Origin of the sequence: Ancylobacter polymorphus (assembly GCF_022836935.1) — a bacterium.
In the GTDB taxonomy this organism is placed as follows: Bacteria; Pseudomonadota; Alphaproteobacteria; order Rhizobiales; family Xanthobacteraceae; genus Ancylobacter; species Ancylobacter polymorphus_A.
Window position 1 is genome coordinate 2,298,195 of sequence record NZ_CP083239.1, and the last position, 16,435, is coordinate 2,314,629.

General features: G+C 66.4%; 23 protein-coding genes. 19 read left to right on the top strand and 4 right to left on the bottom strand.

The features are described from left to right. Positions 1-93 precede the first annotated feature (93 nt). The 4 genes from rpsP to rplS all read left to right on the top strand — a co-directional run bounded on the left by rpsP (position 94) and on the right by rplS (position 2,341). On the top strand, positions 94-462 hold the full coding sequence (gene rpsP / locus K9D25_RS10815) for a 30S ribosomal protein S16 (RefSeq protein ID WP_244375143.1): 369 nt from the start codon (positions 94-96) through the stop codon (positions 460-462). An 84-nt stretch (positions 463-546) separates the two neighbouring features. Then, a complete protein-coding gene (gene rimM / locus K9D25_RS10820) occupies positions 547-1,089 on the top strand; it encodes a ribosome maturation factor RimM (RefSeq protein WP_244375144.1) in 543 nt (180 codons plus the stop codon). A 10-nt stretch (positions 1,090-1,099) separates the two neighbouring features. Further along, complete coding sequence (trmD, locus tag K9D25_RS10825; protein WP_244375145.1) at positions 1,100-1,819, top strand: tRNA (guanosine(37)-N1)-methyltransferase TrmD; 720 nt, start codon at positions 1,100-1,102, stop codon at positions 1,817-1,819. A 111-nt stretch (positions 1,820-1,930) separates the two neighbouring features. Then, a complete protein-coding gene (rplS, locus tag K9D25_RS10830; RefSeq protein ID WP_244375146.1) occupies positions 1,931-2,341 on the top strand; it encodes a 50S ribosomal protein L19 in 411 nt (136 codons plus the stop codon). 85 nt (positions 2,342-2,426) lie between these two features. On the opposite strand, the gene K9D25_RS10835 is transcribed toward rplS, so the two are convergent. After that, the gene (locus tag K9D25_RS10835) at positions 2,427-3,182 is read right to left on the bottom strand and encodes a M15 family metallopeptidase (protein ID WP_244375147.1); all 756 of its coding nucleotides are present in this window, start codon (positions 3,180-3,182) and stop codon (positions 2,427-2,429) included. Positions 3,183-3,278: 96 nt separating this feature from the next. Then, complete coding sequence (locus K9D25_RS10840) at positions 3,279-3,521, bottom strand: hypothetical protein (protein ID WP_244375148.1); 243 nt, start codon at positions 3,519-3,521, stop codon at positions 3,279-3,281. 229 nt (positions 3,522-3,750) lie between these two features. Between K9D25_RS10840 and K9D25_RS10845 the strand changes: the two genes are divergently transcribed. From K9D25_RS10845 to leuB, 12 genes are all read left to right on the top strand, one after another. Next, positions 3,751-3,942 (top strand): hypothetical protein, encoded by a 192-nt coding sequence (locus K9D25_RS10845; RefSeq protein ID WP_244375149.1) that lies wholly within the window; start codon positions 3,751-3,753, stop codon positions 3,940-3,942. Between the two features lie 86 nt (positions 3,943-4,028). Beyond that, on the top strand, positions 4,029-5,450 hold the full coding sequence (leuC, locus tag K9D25_RS10850) for a 3-isopropylmalate dehydratase large subunit (RefSeq protein ID WP_244375150.1): 1,422 nt from the start codon (positions 4,029-4,031) through the stop codon (positions 5,448-5,450). 22 nt (positions 5,451-5,472) lie between these two features. Then, positions 5,473-5,607 carry a hypothetical protein gene (locus K9D25_RS24925; RefSeq protein ID WP_279613731.1) on the top strand — a complete coding sequence of 45 codons (135 nt, stop codon included), beginning with the start codon at positions 5,473-5,475 and terminating at the stop codon, positions 5,605-5,607. Between the two features lie 4 nt (positions 5,608-5,611). Then, positions 5,612-6,022 carry a metallopeptidase family protein gene (locus K9D25_RS10855; RefSeq protein WP_244375151.1) on the top strand — a complete coding sequence of 137 codons (411 nt, stop codon included), beginning with the start codon at positions 5,612-5,614 and terminating at the stop codon, positions 6,020-6,022. Between the two features lie 68 nt (positions 6,023-6,090). After that, positions 6,091-6,648, top strand: a complete 558-nt coding sequence (locus tag K9D25_RS10860; protein ID WP_244375152.1) for a cytochrome b — start codon at positions 6,091-6,093, stop codon at positions 6,646-6,648. 113 nt (positions 6,649-6,761) lie between these two features. Continuing rightward, positions 6,762-7,367: a 3-isopropylmalate dehydratase small subunit gene (leuD, locus tag K9D25_RS10865; protein WP_244375153.1), complete on the top strand. Its 606-nt coding sequence runs from the start codon at positions 6,762-6,764 to the stop codon at positions 7,365-7,367. Between the two features lie 60 nt (positions 7,368-7,427). Next, positions 7,428-7,814: a RidA family protein gene (locus tag K9D25_RS10870; protein WP_244375154.1), complete on the top strand. Its 387-nt coding sequence runs from the start codon at positions 7,428-7,430 to the stop codon at positions 7,812-7,814. A gap of 85 nt (positions 7,815-7,899) precedes the next feature. Then, positions 7,900-8,241 (top strand): ribbon-helix-helix domain-containing protein, encoded by a 342-nt coding sequence (locus K9D25_RS10875; protein ID WP_244375155.1) that lies wholly within the window; start codon positions 7,900-7,902, stop codon positions 8,239-8,241. A gap of 137 nt (positions 8,242-8,378) precedes the next feature. After that, positions 8,379-8,774, top strand: coding sequence for a VOC family protein (locus K9D25_RS10880; RefSeq protein WP_244375156.1), 396 nt, complete (start codon positions 8,379-8,381; stop codon positions 8,772-8,774). A 69-nt stretch (positions 8,775-8,843) separates the two neighbouring features. Next, complete coding sequence (locus K9D25_RS10885; RefSeq protein WP_244375157.1) at positions 8,844-9,380, top strand: twin-arginine translocation signal domain-containing protein; 537 nt, start codon at positions 8,844-8,846, stop codon at positions 9,378-9,380. Positions 9,381-9,395: 15 nt separating this feature from the next. After that, the gene (locus K9D25_RS10890; RefSeq protein WP_244375158.1) at positions 9,396-10,967 is read left to right on the top strand and encodes a GMC family oxidoreductase; all 1,572 of its coding nucleotides are present in this window, start codon (positions 9,396-9,398) and stop codon (positions 10,965-10,967) included. Between the two features lie 276 nt (positions 10,968-11,243). After that, positions 11,244-12,353 (top strand): 3-isopropylmalate dehydrogenase, encoded by a 1,110-nt coding sequence (gene leuB / locus K9D25_RS10895; protein ID WP_244375159.1) that lies wholly within the window; start codon positions 11,244-11,246, stop codon positions 12,351-12,353. 153 nt (positions 12,354-12,506) lie between these two features. Here the strand turns inward: leuB and K9D25_RS10900 are convergent, their stop codons facing one another. Both K9D25_RS10900 and K9D25_RS10905 read right to left on the bottom strand, forming a co-directional pair. Then, positions 12,507-12,782: a hypothetical protein gene (locus tag K9D25_RS10900; RefSeq protein ID WP_244375160.1), complete on the bottom strand. Its 276-nt coding sequence runs from the start codon at positions 12,780-12,782 to the stop codon at positions 12,507-12,509. Between the two features lie 97 nt (positions 12,783-12,879). Next, a complete protein-coding gene (locus tag K9D25_RS10905) occupies positions 12,880-13,818 on the bottom strand; it encodes a polyprenyl synthetase family protein (RefSeq protein ID WP_244375161.1) in 939 nt (312 codons plus the stop codon). Between the two features lie 140 nt (positions 13,819-13,958). Here K9D25_RS10905 and K9D25_RS10910 point away from each other — a divergent pair, with 140 nt between their 5' ends. From K9D25_RS10910 to K9D25_RS10920, 3 genes are all read left to right on the top strand, one after another. Next, positions 13,959-14,627 (top strand): biosynthetic peptidoglycan transglycosylase, encoded by a 669-nt coding sequence (locus K9D25_RS10910; protein WP_244375162.1) that lies wholly within the window; start codon positions 13,959-13,961, stop codon positions 14,625-14,627. 148 nt (positions 14,628-14,775) lie between these two features. Beyond that, positions 14,776-14,961 (top strand): 50S ribosomal protein L32, encoded by a 186-nt coding sequence (gene rpmF, locus K9D25_RS10915; RefSeq protein WP_018387408.1) that lies wholly within the window; start codon positions 14,776-14,778, stop codon positions 14,959-14,961. Between the two features lie 194 nt (positions 14,962-15,155). Continuing rightward, positions 15,156-16,382, top strand: coding sequence for an alpha/beta hydrolase (locus tag K9D25_RS10920; RefSeq protein WP_244375163.1), 1,227 nt, complete (start codon positions 15,156-15,158; stop codon positions 16,380-16,382). Positions 16,383-16,435 lie beyond the last annotated feature (53 nt).

The following is a 16,435-nucleotide window of genomic DNA, read 5'->3' on the forward strand; positions in this document are numbered from 1 at the left end:
GCGATCCCGGATCTCCGTTCGCTCCGCCTTCATCATCCGGGATGCGGCCGACCAACCGACGAACCGAACAAAACTGCTGAAAGGAAGACCCGCATGTCCCTCAAGATCCGTCTCGCCCGTGGCGGCGCCAAGAAGCGTCCCTATTACCGCATCGTCGTCGCCGATTCGCGCTCCCCGCGCGATGGCCGCTTCATCGAGAAGATCGGCACCTTCGATCCGCTGAAGCCCAAGGACGCCGCCGACCGCTTCACGCTCGACACCGAGAAGGCCAAGGCCTGGCTCGCCAAGGGCGCCCAGCCGACCGACCGCGTCGCCCGCTTCCTTGACAGCCTCGAACTGGTGAAGCGCTCCCCGCGCAACAACCCGAACAAGGCCGTCCCCGGCAAGAAGGCGCAGGAGCGCGCCGCTGAGGCCGCCAAGGCTGCCGAAGCCGCCGCCGCTGCCGCCGCTTCGGCGGAGTGAGTTTGGGCGGGGCGGCTTTGCGTCGCCCCGCTTGAGCCTCCTTCGGGGCGAGCCTCGAAGGATGGCCATTTCAGAGCGCACCCCATGCCCCAGGACCGCATTCTCCTCGCCCGTATCGGCGCGCCGCATGGCGTGCGCGGCGAGGTGCGGCTGTTCATCTTCGCCGATGATCCGGCTTCGCTGATGGACTACGCGCCGCTGACCGACGAGGTGGGCACGCGCGTGTTTCGCATCAAGACGCTGCGGCCGGCCAAGGAGCATTTCGTCGCCCGGCTGGAGGGCGTCGATACCCGCGAGGCGGCGGAGGCGCTGACCAATCAGGGCGTGTTCATCGCCCGCGACCTGCTCCCCGAGCCGGAGGAGGAGGACGATTTCTACCATGCCGACCTGATCGGCCTCGCCGTCGAGACCCTGGAAGGCGCGCCCTTCGGCAAGGTAGTGGCGGTGCATGATTTCGGCGCCGGCGATATTCTGGAAATCACCCCGGAAGCCGGCGGCAAGACGCTGATGCTGCCCTTCACCAAGGCGGTGGTGCCGCAGGTCGACATCAAGGCGGGCCGCCTTGTCGTCGATCCCGGCGAATGGGTGCGCGAGGAAGCCCCGCCGCCTGAGGCGGACCAGGGTTAGGGGCCCGCTCATGTGGCGCGCCTCGGTTCTCACCATCTTCCCCGACATGTTTCCCGGCCCGCTCGGCCTGTCGCTGGCCGGGCGCGCTCTGGCGCAGGGCGGCTGGGCGCTGGAGACGGTCGACCCGCGCGACCACGCCACTGATCGCCACCGATCGGTCGACGACACGCCGGCCGGCGGCGGGCCGGGCATGGTGATGCGGGTGGATGTGCTCGCCCGCGCGGTGGATGCCGCCGCACCGGAGGGCGACACCCGTCCGCGCCTGCTGATGACGCCGCGCGGCACGCCGCTGACCCAGAAGCGCGTGCGTGAACTGAGCGCTGGGGAGGGCGTCGTCATCATCTGCGGCCGCTTCGAGGGGGTCGATGACCGCCTCGTCGCCGCGCGCGGGCTGGAGGAGGTGTCCGTCGGCGATGTGGTTCTCTCCGGCGGCGAGATTGGCGCGCTGGTGCTGCTCGACGCCTGCGTGCGGCTGCTGCCGGGGGTGATGGGGCATCCGGAATCCGGCACCGAGGAGAGTTTTTCCGCCGGCCTGCTGGAATATCCGCAATACACACGCCCCCAGAGCTTCGAAGGGCTTGAGATCCCCGCCATCCTCACCGGCGGCGACCATGCCAAGGTCGCCCGCTGGCGGCGCGAGCAGGCGGAGGCGGTGACGCGGGAGCGCCGGCCTGATCTGTGGTCGGCTTATCGCGCCGCGCGTGACGGTTCTGCGACGAAGGGGGAATGACAAACCCGCGCGTTTCGCGTATAGGGCGCGCCGTCACTACCAACTGACAACAGCAAGATGCGGGCGTCCGGGCCTGACGTGCCACGGACGATCCTGCCTGAGGTGATAGAAATGGTCGATATTATCCGCGAGCTCGACATCGAGCAGGCTGCCAAGCTGGCCGAAGTACGCGCTATCCCCGACTTCCAGCCGGGCGATACCGTCATCGTCAATGTGAAGGTGAAGGAAGGCGAGCGCACCCGCGTACAGGCCTATGAGGGCGTCGTGATCGCCCGCAATGGCGGCGGCATCAATGAGAGCTTCACCGTCCGCAAGATTTCCTACGGCGAAGGCGTCGAGCGCGTGTTCCCGCTCTACTCGCCGAACATCGACAGCCTGAAGGTTGTCCGTCGCGGCAAGGTGCGCCGCGCCAAGCTCTATTACCTGCGCGACCGTCGCGGCAAGTCGGCCCGTATCGCCGAGCGCCAGGACAAGAACGCCGGCAGCCGCAAGAAGGGCGCCGCCCCGGTCGCGGCCGAGTGAGGCGGGCTCCGGCTTCGGCCGGGCGATGAAGGACGTTCAGGGCGGCTTCGGCCGCCCTTTTCATTTGTCCCGCGCCGGGTGCCGTTCAGGGCGCAGCTGTGACGGGAAAATCGAAATAGGTGTCGGGGAAAGGCTCGTTCGCCAGCGTGTAGTGCCACCATTCTTCGGCATAGGGCCTAAAGCCGTGGCGCTGCATCAGTGCCTTCAGCGTCTCGCGATTGGCGGTGACCTCCGCCGCGATGCCGGCGGCGCCGTGATGCGCCTTCACATCGAAACAGTCATAGCCGGTGCCGAAATCCAGTGTCGCGTCAGCGTAGCGCTGGCCGGCCGGGAGGGCGCAATCCGCCAGTGGGTCGCCGGGCCTCCAAGGTTTGGCGGGGGCCTGCTCCAGCCTCACCAGCGCGAGATCGACCGTGCTGCCCCGGCTGTGACCGGACTTCTCGGCGATGTAGCCACGGGCAAAAAGCTCGCTCTTGGGCACGCGGGGATAGAACTCCGGCTTCATCGTCTCGTCGGACAGGTCCTTCGCCCAAGCGACAAAAGCGGCGACAGCTCGTGCCGGGCGGTAGCAATCATAGACCTTCAGGCCGAGCCCCTCTGGCGCCAGCTCCCGCGCGGCGGCAGCCAGCGCCTCGGCCGCGGGACGGGTGAGAACGCAGTCCGGCGCGTCATAGCCGGCGATCGGGCGGCCGACGAAATTGTGGCTGCCGGCATAGCGCATCTCATGGCGAATGGTGGGGGCGAGGCTGTGCAGCCGCACAAAGCCCTCGGGGAGATCGCTGCTGCGGCCGGTCGCCGGCGCCGCCGCAAGCGCCAGCATGAGCAGGAAGAGCCGGAGCATCGCATGATCCTCGTTCGCAACGAGGAACGGGATTGCCACCGACGCCTGACCCTGTCCAGAGGATGATGCCGTTACGGAATGGTGTGCCGGCGCGCGTCAGCAGTCCTTGATATGGGAGACGCGGGTGTTGGTCTGCTGCTCGACCAGCAGCGTGCCGTCGCCGAGCATCGCAGCCTGCATGACGGTGGCGAAGTCCGGCTTGCGCAGCGGGCAGGTAATCAATTGCGGATGCTGGATCTTTGCCGCTTCCTGCGGCCGCATTTCCACGCGATTGCCGGCTTCCACAGCGGCGAAAGTGGCGAATGTCGCGGCGATCAAGGCGATATCGGACAGGCGCATCATTCCCCTCCCTTCCCCGAATCAGCTTAACGCCACGCATGACGTTGCGCCACATCGAATATAGTTGGCGAGAGATGACGCGGTTTCCGCACTAAACGCGGCAATTTACTTTGGAATACATTATTCCAATCATTCCGACCGTTGCCTTCACGCCCTCGTGCAGCGCAGATCCGGGCGGGGCTGGCTGGCAGCGATTGTTTGCCGCGCCGAGACTTGCTAGAAGGGTTCCATGATGGCGCAGGGCTTCTCGATCACGGCTACTTGCGGCGCGGCGACCTCGCCGGCGCCCGGTGCCGCTCGACCCGAGGCCCGCCGTCGCCTGCCGACCACCATCGGTTTCGCCGCCGTGCCGGACCATGTCCGCCTGCCGGCGCGCTTTTTCGGACGCTTCACCGCCTGCGCGGTCGCCGGGCTTAGCTGAGCGCCGCCCGGAGCCGCCTTTTGGCTTCGTGCTCCCGGCCGCGCTGCTGCCCGCCCCTGTTTTCCTCATCGCATGAGACGCCCAGCATGAGCACGTCCGCTCCCCGCACCCTGTACGACAAGATTTTCGACGACCACGTCATCGACCGCCAGGAGGACGGCACCTGCCTCCTCTATATCGACCGGCATCTGGTGCATGAAGTCACCAGCCCGCAGGCCTTCGAAGGGCTGCGCGTGGCGGGTCGCCGCGTGCACGCGCCGTCGAAGACGCTGGCTGTGGTCGATCACAACGTCCCGACCACCGACCGCCGCTTCGGCATCGACGATCCCGAGAGCCGCACCCAGGTGGAGACGCTGGCCGAGAATGCCCGCGAATTCGGGGTCGAGTATTTCAACGAACTCGACAAGCGCCAGGGCATCGTCCACGTCATCGGCCCGGAGCAGGGCTTTACCCTGCCTGGCACCACCATCGTCTGCGGCGACAGCCACACCTCGACGCATGGTGCGTTCGGCGCGCTCGCCCATGGCATCGGCACGTCCGAGGTCGAGCATGTGCTCGCCACCCAGACGCTGATCCAGAAGAAGAGCAAGAACATGCGGGTGCTGGTCGATGGCCGGCTGCCCGAGGGCGTGACCGCCAAGGACGTGACGCTCGCCATCATCGGCGCCACCGGCACCGCCGGCGGCACCGGCTATGTCATCGAATATGCCGGTGAGGTTTTCCGCAACCTCACCATGGAAGGCCGTATGACGGTCTGCAACATGTCGATCGAGGGCGGGGCGCGCGCCGGCATGGTGGCGCCTGACGAGACCACCTATGCCTATGTGAAGGACCGCCCGCGCGCCCCCAAGGGCGCCGCCTGGGACGCGGCGCTGCGCTATTGGGACACGCTGCGCACGGATGACGGCGCCTTCTTCGACAAGGAAATCCGCCTCGACGGCGCCGCCCTGCCGCCCATCGTCTCCTGGGGCACCAGCCCGGAGGACGTGATCTCGGTGGAAGGCACGGTGCCCGACCCCGAACTGATCCACGACGCCGACAAGCGCGAGGCCAAGAAGCGCGCGCTGGCCTATATGGGCCTGACCGCCGGCACGAAGATCACCGACATCGCCATCGACAAGGTGTTCATCGGCTCCTGCACCAATGCCCGCATCGAGGATCTGCGTGCCGCCGCGTCCATCGTGCGCGGCCACAAGGTGCGTGAGGGCGTCTCCGGCATGATCGTGCCGGGTTCGGGGCTGGTGAAGCTGCAGGCCGAGGCCGAGGGGCTCGACGCCATCTTCAAGGCGGCGGGCTTCGACTGGCGCGAGCCGGGTTGCTCCATGTGCCTGGCCATGAACGCCGACAAGCTCGGTCCGGAGGAGCGCTGCGCCTCCACCTCGAACCGTAATTTCGAGGGCCGGCAGGGCTTCAAGGGCCGCACCCATCTCGTCTCGCCCGCCATGGCGGCGGCGGCGGCGATCGCCGGTCGTTTCGTCGACGTGCGCAGCTGGCCGCGGGCGGGCTGAACGCACGGGGGAGGGCGCCGCGATGAGGGGCGATCCGTTCTGGGAACCTCCGCCCGACGACCCCATGGAAATGTGGGGCCGTCGCATCGGGCGGGGGCTGGCCGTGGTCGTCGCCTTCTCGCTCGCCGTCTATCTTCTCGTGACCTATCTGCGGTGAGACCATGAGTGCGGATTGGCTGAAGCGCGGGGCGCCCTCGCTGGCGGAGATGGAGGCCATGGCTGAGGAGGCCTATGCCCGCCTGCCCGAGGAATTCCGCGCCCTGTGCGGCAATCTCGTCATCCGGGTCGAGGATTTCCCGACCGATGAGGTGCTGAAGGAGATGGAGGCGGAGACGCCGTTCGATCTGCTCGGCCTGTTCCAGGGCATCGGTCTGGCGCAGGGCTACGAGCTGGCGACCGGCGTGCTGCCCAACATGATCTTCCTCTATCGCCGCCCGATCCTCGACTATTGGGCGGAGAATGAGGAGACGCTGGGCGATATCGTCACCCATGTGCTCGTGCACGAGATCGGCCATCATTTCGGTCTGTCGGACGAGGACATGGAGCGGATCGAGGAGGAGGCGGATACGTAGCGGACCGCATGGGAACGGAGTAAGGCTCTGCTTAGAATCTCTCCAAATGGAGAGACGAGGCAAAGCCCATGTCAAATTCATCCGTTCCCTCTGCCGAGCCCTGCTACAGCCTGCCGCTGCGGGCGCTTCACTGGCTGACGGTGCTCGCGATCGTCGTCACCTATGGCGTCACCTATCTCGAAGATTTCTTCGCGCGCGGCACGCCCGGACGCGCGCTCATCTGGTGGACCCACATCTCCGTGGGTCTGACGATTCTCGGCTTCGTCATCCTGCGCCTTGTGGCGCGGCTTGCCGGGCCGGTGCCGCCGCCCTCGGCGGCTTTGTCGCGGCCGGTTCACCTGGCCTCGACGACGGTTCATGTGCTGCTTTATGTCCTGCTGGTCGCAACACCTCTGGTCGGCATCTATCTCGCCTTCCTGCGCGGCAATGAGGTGACGTTCTTCGGCCTGTTCACGATTCCCTCTCCGGTGGAGGTGGACCGGACAGCCGCCGGCCAGGTCATCGAGTGGCACGAGCTTCTGGCGAATGCGCTGGTCGTGCTGGCCCTGCTGCACGCGGCGGCGGCTCTGGTGCATCACCACGTCCTCAAGGACGACGTGCTGCGCCGCATGCTGCCCCGCCGCTGACCTCGCAAGGGGGGCGGGTTGCCAACGGCGCGTCGTCAGGTCACATCAGCCGCGAAGGCGGAATATCTGACGGGGAGCGGCACGCGCCGCCTCCGGAATCTGAGGAGAGTGCCGTGGACAAGTTCACCACCCTGACCGGCGTCGCGGCGCCGCTGCATCTGGTCAATGTCGACACCGACATGATCATCCCGAAGCAGTATCTCAAGACGATCAAGCGCACCGGGCTCGGCACCGGGCTGTTCTCAGAACTGCGCTACAAGGAAGACGGCTCGGACAATCCTGACTTCGTGCTCAATAAGCCCGCCTATAAGGGCGCGCAGATTCTGATCGCCGGTGATAATTTCGGCTGCGGCTCCTCGCGCGAGCACGCGCCCTGGGCGCTGCTCGACTTCGGCATTCGCTGCGTGATCTCGACCTCCTTCGCCGACATCTTCTACAATAACTGCTTCAAGAACGGCATCCTGCCGATCCGGGTGACGCCGGAGCAACTGGCGGCTCTGTTCGACGACGCGGCGCGGGGCGCCAATGCCAAGATCACCGTCGATCTCGAAAGCCAGACCATCACCGGCCCGGACGGCGGCTCGATCTCGTTCGACATCGACCCGTTCCGCAAGCACTGCCTGCTCAACGGCCTCGACGATATCGGCCTCACCCAGGTGAAGGCGGACAAGATCGCGTCCTATGAGGACAAGCTCGCCGAAGAGCGCCCTTGGGCCTGAGCGCCCCTGGGCCAGAGCGTGCTGGCGCCGCCATGTCGCGGCGCCTCGCGGGAGGTTTGAATGGCCGAGCGTCGCCGCATCTCTTCCGGCTCCGCCTTCGAGGCGGAGGCCGGCTATTCCCGCGCCGTGGTGGATGGGAACGACATCTTCGTCTCCGGCACCACAGGCTATGACTACGCCGCCATGGAGCTGCCGGAGGATCTGGTGGCGCAGACCCATGGCTGCTTCCGCAACATTGCCGCCGCGCTGGCGGAGGCGGGTGCTAGCCTCGATGATGTGGTGCGCGTGCGCTACATCGTGACCGAAGCGGCCTACGCCGCGACCGTCTTTCCGATCTTCGGCCAGTATTTCGCCAAGGCCCGACCCGCCGCCACGCTCATCGTCGCGGGGTTGCTGCAACCGCAGATGAAGATCGAGATCGAGGTAACGGCACGCCGGCAAGGCTGAGCCCAGCCTCGAAGCCTTTTCGCTTTACAGCGCCCGCGTCTCGGGATGGAATCGTTCAAAACGAGAACACCCCGGGAGACGCTCCATGTGCCACATCTTCGCCGGCCAGGCGCCCGAAACCTATGACAGCCAGACGCGCTCGGTGCGTATCGGCGGCCATTCCACCTCGATTCGCCTCGAAGCCGCCTTCTGGACCGTGCTCGAAGAGGTCGCCGCCCATCAGGGCATGAGTCTGGGCAAATTCGTCACCAAGCTGCATGACGAGGTGCTGGAACTGCATGGCGAGGTGCGCAACTTCGCCTCGCTGCTGCGCTGCTCCTGTCTGATTTATCTCGCCGAGCTGCGCCCTGCCGGCATCGCCCCTGCGGCCGCCCGCGAGCGCTATCTCTGCGAGAGCGGGCGGGTGCATCTGCACGCCGCCGAATAGCGCGCGGGCACCGTCCGTCGGCAATGCACATCGTGGTGATGTGTTAGCGGTCTACCACCTGCCGCTCCCTCTGCGGCCTAGCATCCTCCTCAAGGCGACCTGCGTCGCCGAAGTGAGGTTCAAGGTCGGAGGTACAGGTGGCGAAGGCCATTCATTCGATGATCCGCGTGCTGGATGAGGCGCGCTCGGTGGATTTCTACGCGCGGGCCTTCGGGCTGACGATCGCGCAGCGGCTTCCCTTTGACGGCTTCACGCTGGTCTATCTGCGCAATCCGGAAGCCGATTTCGAGGTCGAACTGACCATCAACCACGACCGCACCGAGCCCTATGTGCTGGGCGACGGCTACGGGCATATCGCTTTTGTGGTCGATGATCTTGACGCCGAGCACGCGCGCTTCACAGAAGCTGGCCTCAATCCGCAGCCGGTCAAGGAGTTTTTCCACGAGGGCGCGCTGCTGGCCAAGTTCTTTTTCGTCACCGATCCCGATGGTTACAAGATCGAGGTGCTGCAGAAACACGGCCGCTACCGCTGAACGACCGCGCCGATACGCCAAGCGGCGCCGATATCACAAAATAATAGATAAAAGTACCGGGAGGTAACAATGCCAACACTGATCGACAGGCGCGGCCCTTCACGCCGTGCCGTGCTCGCCGGCCTCGGTGCCGCCGGGGCGCTGATGGTGAGCGGCGCGGCCGTGCTCAACCCGCGCGAGGCGTGGGGGCTGGAAGTCACCGCGCTGAAGCCGGAGACGATGCGGACGCTCATCGTCATGGCGCGCGACGTCTACCCGCATGACCGCATCCCCGACCGCTTCTACGCCATTGCCATGAAGCCCTATGAGGCGGACGCGGCCAAGGACCCGGCGCTGAAGGCGCTGGTCGAGGACGGCGTCATCACCCTCGATACCCTGTCCAAGGCCAAATACGGCGTTGCCTATGCCGATGTCGGCTGGGAGGACCAGCGGGTGGCGGTGCTGCGCGAGATCGAGGACAGCGCCTTCTTCCAGAAGGTGCGCGGCGGCCTCGTGGTCGGCCTCTACAACCAGGAGGAGGTGTGGCCGATCTTCGGCTATGAGGGCTCCTCGGCCGACAAGGGCGGTTACATCGACCGCGGCTTCAACGACATCGCCTGGCTGTGAGGGGAGGCTCAACCCATGTCCGCACCCTTCGATCTGAATGACGATTCCGTCGTGGTCATCGTCGGCTCCGGCGCCGGCGGCGGCACGCTCGGCACTGAGCTGGCGCTCAAGGGCATCAAGGTGGTGATCCTTGAAGCCGGCCAGCGCCACAACATGGAAGATTTCGTCAACAACGAGTGGGAAAGCTTCTCCCAGCTCGCCTGGAAAGACATGCGCACCACCTCCGGCTCATGGCGGGTGCATAAAAACTTCCCCAACCTCCCCGCCTGGATCGTCAAGGCGGTGGGCGGCTCCTCCGTGCATTGGGCCGGCGCGTCGCTGCGCTTCCAGGAGCACGAGTTCAAGACCCGCACCACCTATGGCGACATTGACGGCGCCAATCTGCTCGACTGGCCAATCACGCTGGCCGAGCTGGAGCCCTGGTACGCCAAGGCCGAGGATCGGATGGGCGTGACCCGCACCAACGGCATTCCCGGCCTGCCCGGCAACAACAACTTCAAGGTGTTCGAGGCCGGGGCGAAGAAGATCGGCTACCAGGAGGTCTCGACCGGCCGGATGGCGATCAACAGCGAGCCGCGCGCCGACCGTGGTTCCTGCCAGCAGATCGGCTTCTGCTTCCAGGGCTGCAAGTCGGGCGCGAAATGGTCGACGCTGATCGCCGAGATTCCGCGCGGCGAGGCCACCGGCAATCTGGAAGTGCGACCGCAGAGCATGGTGCAGAAGATCGAGCACGATGCTTCCGGCAAGGTGACAGGCGTCGTCTATGTCGACAAGGACGGCAAGACCCAGCGCCAGAAGGCGCGTATCGTTGCCGTGGCCGGCAACTCCATCGAAAGCCCGCGCCTGCTGCTGAACTCCGCCAGCGCCATGTTCCCGGACGGGCTCGCCAATTCCTCGGGGCAGGTGGGGCGCAACTACATGCGGCACATGACCGGCTCGGTCTACGGCATCTTCGAGAAGCCGGTGCACATGTATCGCGGCACCACCATGGCCGGCATCGTCCGCGACGAGGCGAGGAACGACACCAAGCGCGGCTTCGCCGGCGGCTACGAGATGGAGACGCTCTCGCTCGGCGTGCCCTTCATGGCCGCCTTCCTCGATCCCGGCGGCTGGGGCCGTTCCTTCACCTCCGCCATGGATGGCTATGTGAACATGGCCGGGCTGTGGATCGTCGGCGAGGACATGCCGCAGGAGACCAACCGCGTCACCCTCAACACGGACGTGAAGGACCAGTACGGCCTGCCGGTGGCCAATGTGCATTTCGACGATCACCCCAACGATGTCGCCATGCGCAACCACGCCTATAGCCGTGGGGCGGCGATCTACGATTCGGTCGGCGCTGTTCGTACCTTCCCGACGCCGCCTTACCCCTCGACGCATAATCTCGGCACCAACCGGATGAGCGAGAAGGCGCGCGACGGCGTGGTGAACAAGCACGGGCAGACGCACGACATCCCGAACCTGTTCATCGCCGATGGCAGCCAGTTCACCACCGGCGGTGCCGAGAACCCGACGCTGACCATCGTCGCCCTGGCGCTGCGCCAGGCGGATTTCATCGCCGGAGAAATGTCGCGCAAGACGATCTAACGGGGCAGAGGCTGCGTAGAACGGGTGCCGGCATGCCCCCCGGCCACCTCTCGGGGTGACGCCTAAACTCGTCCCACTCGAGCGCGATCCGCTCGTCTTGCTTCAATCGGATCCGGCTCCAGGCCGCTGGCGTTTGCGCGCCGGCGGCTTTTTTCTTTCGCGCGAGGGGGCCTCGCCCGCGCCGGGCCGGCCAATGTCTTGCCAGCGTCAGGCTTAGCGATTAGCAACGCTTCGCCTGAGACAGAGGCTCGGGCCACAGGCGAATGCGAGGAAACCATGGCGACCCACAAGCTCCTGCTTCTTCCCGGCGACGGTATCGGCGTCGAAGTGATGGCCGAGGTGAAGCGGGTCATCGACTGGCTTGACCGGCGCGGGGTCGCCTCCTTCGCCATCGAGGAAGACCTCGTCGGCGGGGCCGCCTATGATTCCTGCGGCCAGCCGATCTCCGAGGAGGCGATGGCCAAGGCCTTCGCGGCGGATGCGATCCTGCTCGGCGCCGTGGGCGGCACCAAATGGGCGAATGTGCCCTATGAGGACCGGCCTGAGGCGGGCCTGCTGCGCCTGCGCAAGGACCTGCAGCTTTTCGCCAATCTGCGCCCCGCCGTGTGCTACCCCGCCCTCGCCGACGCCTCCAGCCTCAAGCGCGAGCTGGTCGAGGGGCTCGACGTGCTGATCGTGCGCGAACTGACCGGCGGCGTCTATTTCGGCGAGCCCAAGACCATCACCGACCTCAGCGATGGCCAGAAGCGTGCCGTCGACACCCAAGTCTATGAATCCTACGAGATCGAGCGCATTGCCCGCGTCGCCTTCGAGCTTGCCCGCACCCGCCGGAACAAGGTGGTCTCCACCGAGAAGCACAATGTGATGAAGACCGGCCTGCTGTGGAAGCAGGTGGTGAGCGAGGTGCACGGCTCGGCTTATGAGGACGTGCATCTGGAGCATCAGCTGGCGGATTCCTGCGGCATGCAGCTGGTGCGCGCGCCCAAGCAGTTCGACGTGATCGTCACCGACAACCTGTTCGGCGACATTCTCTCGGACGTCGCGGCGATGCTCACCGGTTCGCTCGGCATGCTGCCCTCGGCCTCGCTGGGCGGTGTCGAGGAAGTCTCCGGCCGACGTCGCGCGCTCTATGAGCCCGTGCACGGCGCCGCGCCGGATATCGCTGGCAAGGGGCTCGCCAACCCGATCGCGATGATCGGCTCGCTGGCCATGGCGCTGCGCTATTCCTTCGGCGAGCTGGAAGCCGCCGACCGCATTGAGGCGGCGATCGCCGGCGTGCTGGCGGGCGGCGTGCGTACGGCCGACATCTATTCCGAGGGCAAGACTCGGGTCGGCACGTCAGGCATGGGCGACGCCATCCTCGCCGAACTCGACAAGGCCAACTGAGCCGCCGGACCTCTCTCCAAGCTCATGAAAAGCCCGGCTCGTGCCGGGCTTTTTCCTGTCCGGGCTTTTGTGTCGCGGTTCGGCGCATGAAAAAGCCCGGCGGAAGCCGGGCTTCGGTGTCGTCAGGCGAGGCGCCGAAAAAGACGGGGCGAATCAGTAACCCGGCAGATCGAAGCGGCTCGGCAGCGGCCAGCGAATGCCGGTAATGCCACCATCATTGCCATACTGCGGATACACCGACTGGGCGACATAGATGTAATTGAGGTCGCGCGCCGTGCCGGGCTTCACCACGGGGCCGGGATCGAGATAGGAGCGCGGCGGCAGCTTGCGAATAATGATGCGGTTGCTGTCCTGCGCCTGGGCAGGGGCCGTGGCGACGACGGCTGAGCCGGCGACAAGAGCGGCAAGGGCGAACAGGGCGACACGCATCTCAACCTCCAGGAAACGGTCGCGTCGCGCGGCGCGGACGGTCTCGTTCGGTACAACATTGCCCGGAACTTATCGTTCCGTCGAGATGATGAAAGTCCTAATTGCGCCGATCGGCGATGAAATATGCCGCTTCCACGAGAAGTGTGGCCGCGCTGCCAAAGCCGGCAAGGGCCGCTTCCGCCTCGCCAACCAGCCGCGCAAGCTCTGCCCGCGCCCCCTCAATGCCCAGCTTTCCGACCAATGTGGCCTTGCCGGCGGCGGCATCCTTGCCCACGGCCTTGCCCACCAGCCCCGCTTCGCCCTCGACATCGAGCAGGTCGTCGGCGATCTGGAAGGCGCGGCCGACGGCGCGGGCGTAGCGGTCCAGGCTGGCGCGCTCAGGGGGACTTGCCCGCCCCAGCAGCGCGCCGGCCTCGCAGGCCTGGCGCAGCAGCGCGCCGGTCTTCATCGCTTGCAACTCGATGATGGAATCGGCCGGCAGGTCGAGCGGGACGCCGTGCGCCACGCCTTTCGCGAATCGCCCCTCTGCGGCGAGGTCGAGCATCTGCCCGCCGATCATCCCTGCCACTCCCGCTGCGCGGGCCAGACTGGCGATGAGCGCGAGGCGCACCGCCGGATCCGTGTCGGTCGCGTCATCCGCCAGGATCTCGAAGGCGAGGGTCAGCAACCCGTCGCCCGCCAGAATCGCTGTGGCCTCATCATAGGCGCGGTGCACGGTCGGCCGGCCGCGCCGCATATCGTCATTGTCCATGGCGGGCAGGTCGTCATGCACCAGCGAGTAGCAGTGGATGCACTCCAGAGCCGCCGCTGCCGGCATCGCCGCATGCGAGGGGACACCGAACAGCGCCGCCGATTCGATCACTAGGAAGGGGCGCAGCCTTTTGCCGCCGGCGAGGGTCGCGTGCCGCATTGCCATCGCTAGCCGCTCGCCCGGAGCTCCGCTGCGGGCGATGGCGTCGTCGATATAGGCCGCGACGGAATCGGCGGTGGCGGCGAGTGCAACGGCGAGGGGAGGGCGGTTTTCGGCGGGGGGCATCGGACCGAGGGATCGTTCAAGAGGGGTAATGCGTTGCGTGCCCGAGGCGGGCGGTGGGGTCAAGCGAGGCGATTGCCGCAGCCCGTCCCGGTCGACCGGCGGAAGCGGGGCGGCTACAGTGCCCGGGGCGGGGAGAACGCATGGGTCGGGTGTGGAGCTGGGCGTGGAAGATCGCAGTCGTGGTGGTGGCGACACCGCTCGTGCTGGGTCTTCTCTATAATGTGCTGCCCGCGCCCTCCACGCTGATGCTCGGCCGCTGGGTCACCGGCCAGCGTGTGGAACGGGTGTGGCTGCCTCTCGACGAGATTTCGCCGACGCTCATCCGTTCCGTGCTGGCCTCGGAGGATGCGCGCTTCTGCTCCCATTCCGGCATCGACATGGTGGAACTGCAGGGGGTGATCGACGAATCGGACGGGCTCAACGCGCCGCGCGGAGCCTCCACCATCACCATGCAGCTCGCCAAGAACCTGTTCCTATGGAACGGCCGCAGCGTCATCCGCAAGGGGCTGGAACTGCCGCTGGCGCTGTATCTCAACGCGGTTATGACCAAGCACCGCCAGCTGGAGATCTACCTCAACATCGCCGAATGGGGGCCGGATGGGGAGTTCGGCGTCGAGGCCGGCGCGCAGCGGGCCTTCGGTCGCTCCGCCCGCGATCTGACGGCACGACAGGCGGCGCTGCTCGCGGTCATGCTGCCCAATCCGCACAACCGCAATGCCGGAAAGCCGGGACGAGGGCTGAACCGGCTGGCGGGAAACCTGCAGGCGCGCATCCCGCGCGAGGGGCCGGAGCTGACCTCCTGCCTCTAAGGTCGCGTGGCGCAGGAAGCGTGCGACAGAATTGCGTCAGCCCCTTTCGCTCGCGCGTATGAGTCTGTATAAGCCGCCACTCGAATTACGCACCATCCGGCGCGGCCCTTCCGACTGGGCGTGAGCCAGGCCGGGACAGGAGAAGACCATGGCAGTTCCGAAGAAGAAAACCAGCCCGTCGCGTCGCGGCATGCGCCGTTCCGCCGATGCCCTCGCCAAGCCGACCTATATCGAGGACAAGGATTCGGGCGAGCTGCGCCGTCCGCACCACCTCGACCTGAAGACCGGCATGTACAAGGGCCGTCAGGTGCTGAAGGTCAAGGCCGAGGCCTGATCGCCCCGGACCCGTGTCGATCTGTCTGAAGCCGGCCCTCGGGCCGGCTTTCGCGTGTTCGGCCGGCATTTGCCCCGCGTGGCGGTAACGATCCAGAAGCCTTGGTGCCGTATCCTTGTAGGGTCGCCACTGCTATCGTGCCGGCTGCCCTTATGAAGGGGGGAGCATCGGGCGCATCGAACGGAGAGCCTGTCGTGTCGCGTAAGTCTCGTCGCGGATCGCGCAGCGGCTTCGTTTGGATCGTGGCGCTGGCGCTGATCGCGCCTGTTCTGGCTGGTTGTGCCGCGCGTCCGGGGCCGGACGCGCTCTCCGTCATCGCCGACGAGGATGTCAGCATCAGCACCCACACGCTGCTGGTCGCCTCGGCCCGTGCCCGCGACCCACGGCCGGGCGTGTTCTACAGTGGTGAACGCACGCCGGAACTGAGCTTCGCCAAGGTTCAGGTCAGCGTTCCGCCCACTCACAAGTCCGGCATGGTGGAGGCGCCGACCAAGTCGCCGCCCAACCCCGCCACGGACATGGTGGTGCGCGAGGCGGTCTATCGCGAGACGCCGAAGGAATTCACCGCCGATCTCAAGAGCGAACTGGCGAAATACCCGGCCGGCAAGCGGCAGGCGGTGATTTTCGTTCATGGCTACAACACGCTGTTCTCCGAGGCGCTCTATCGCCTCACCCAGATGGCCGAGGATTCCAAGGCCACGGGCGTACCGGTGTTGTTTACCTGGGCCTCGCGCGGCGAAGTCGCCGACTATGTCTATGACAATAACAGTGCCACGGCGGCGCGCGACCGGCTGGAAGAGACGATCCGCCTCGTCTTCGACAGCGGCGCCGACCAGGTGAGCATCGTCGCGCATTCCATGGGCAATTGGGTGACGGTCGAGGCGCTGCGGCAGATCCAGATTTCCGGCAAGCGCCTGCCGGTGGAGAAGATCGGCAACATTGTGCTGGCCGCGCCGGACATCGATGTCGACGTGTTCAAGAGCCAGCTCAAGCGCTTCGGCAAGCCGCCCAAGCCCTTCATCGTCATCGTGTCGAGCGACGACAAGGCGCTGGCCTTCTCCAACTTCATCGCCGGCGACAAGCCGCGGCTCGGGGCCTACACCCAGGATACCGAACTGGTGGAACTGGGCGCCGTCGTCGTCGACATGTCGAAGGTGAAGTCGGTCGACGGCTATAACCACGCCAAGTTCGCCCAGCTGGCGGAGATGGCGCCGGAACTGCGCGGCCTGATTGCGCGCGCCGCGCAGGGCCAGTCGGCGCCGCCATCCAATGTCGAGGTGGCCGGCATCCGCTTCGTTGGGCTGGACCGTGTCCGCGCGGCGCAGGTGACCTCGGGGCTGTCCGTGGTGCAGGTGCCAGCGAATGGGGCGGTCACGGGCGATGCCGCCGTCGTTACGGCCAATTCCGTGGCGCAGCCCTGACCCGCAGGCGCTGGCGCCGAATCTCGGCTCGCTACTGCTAATGGTGCGGGAGG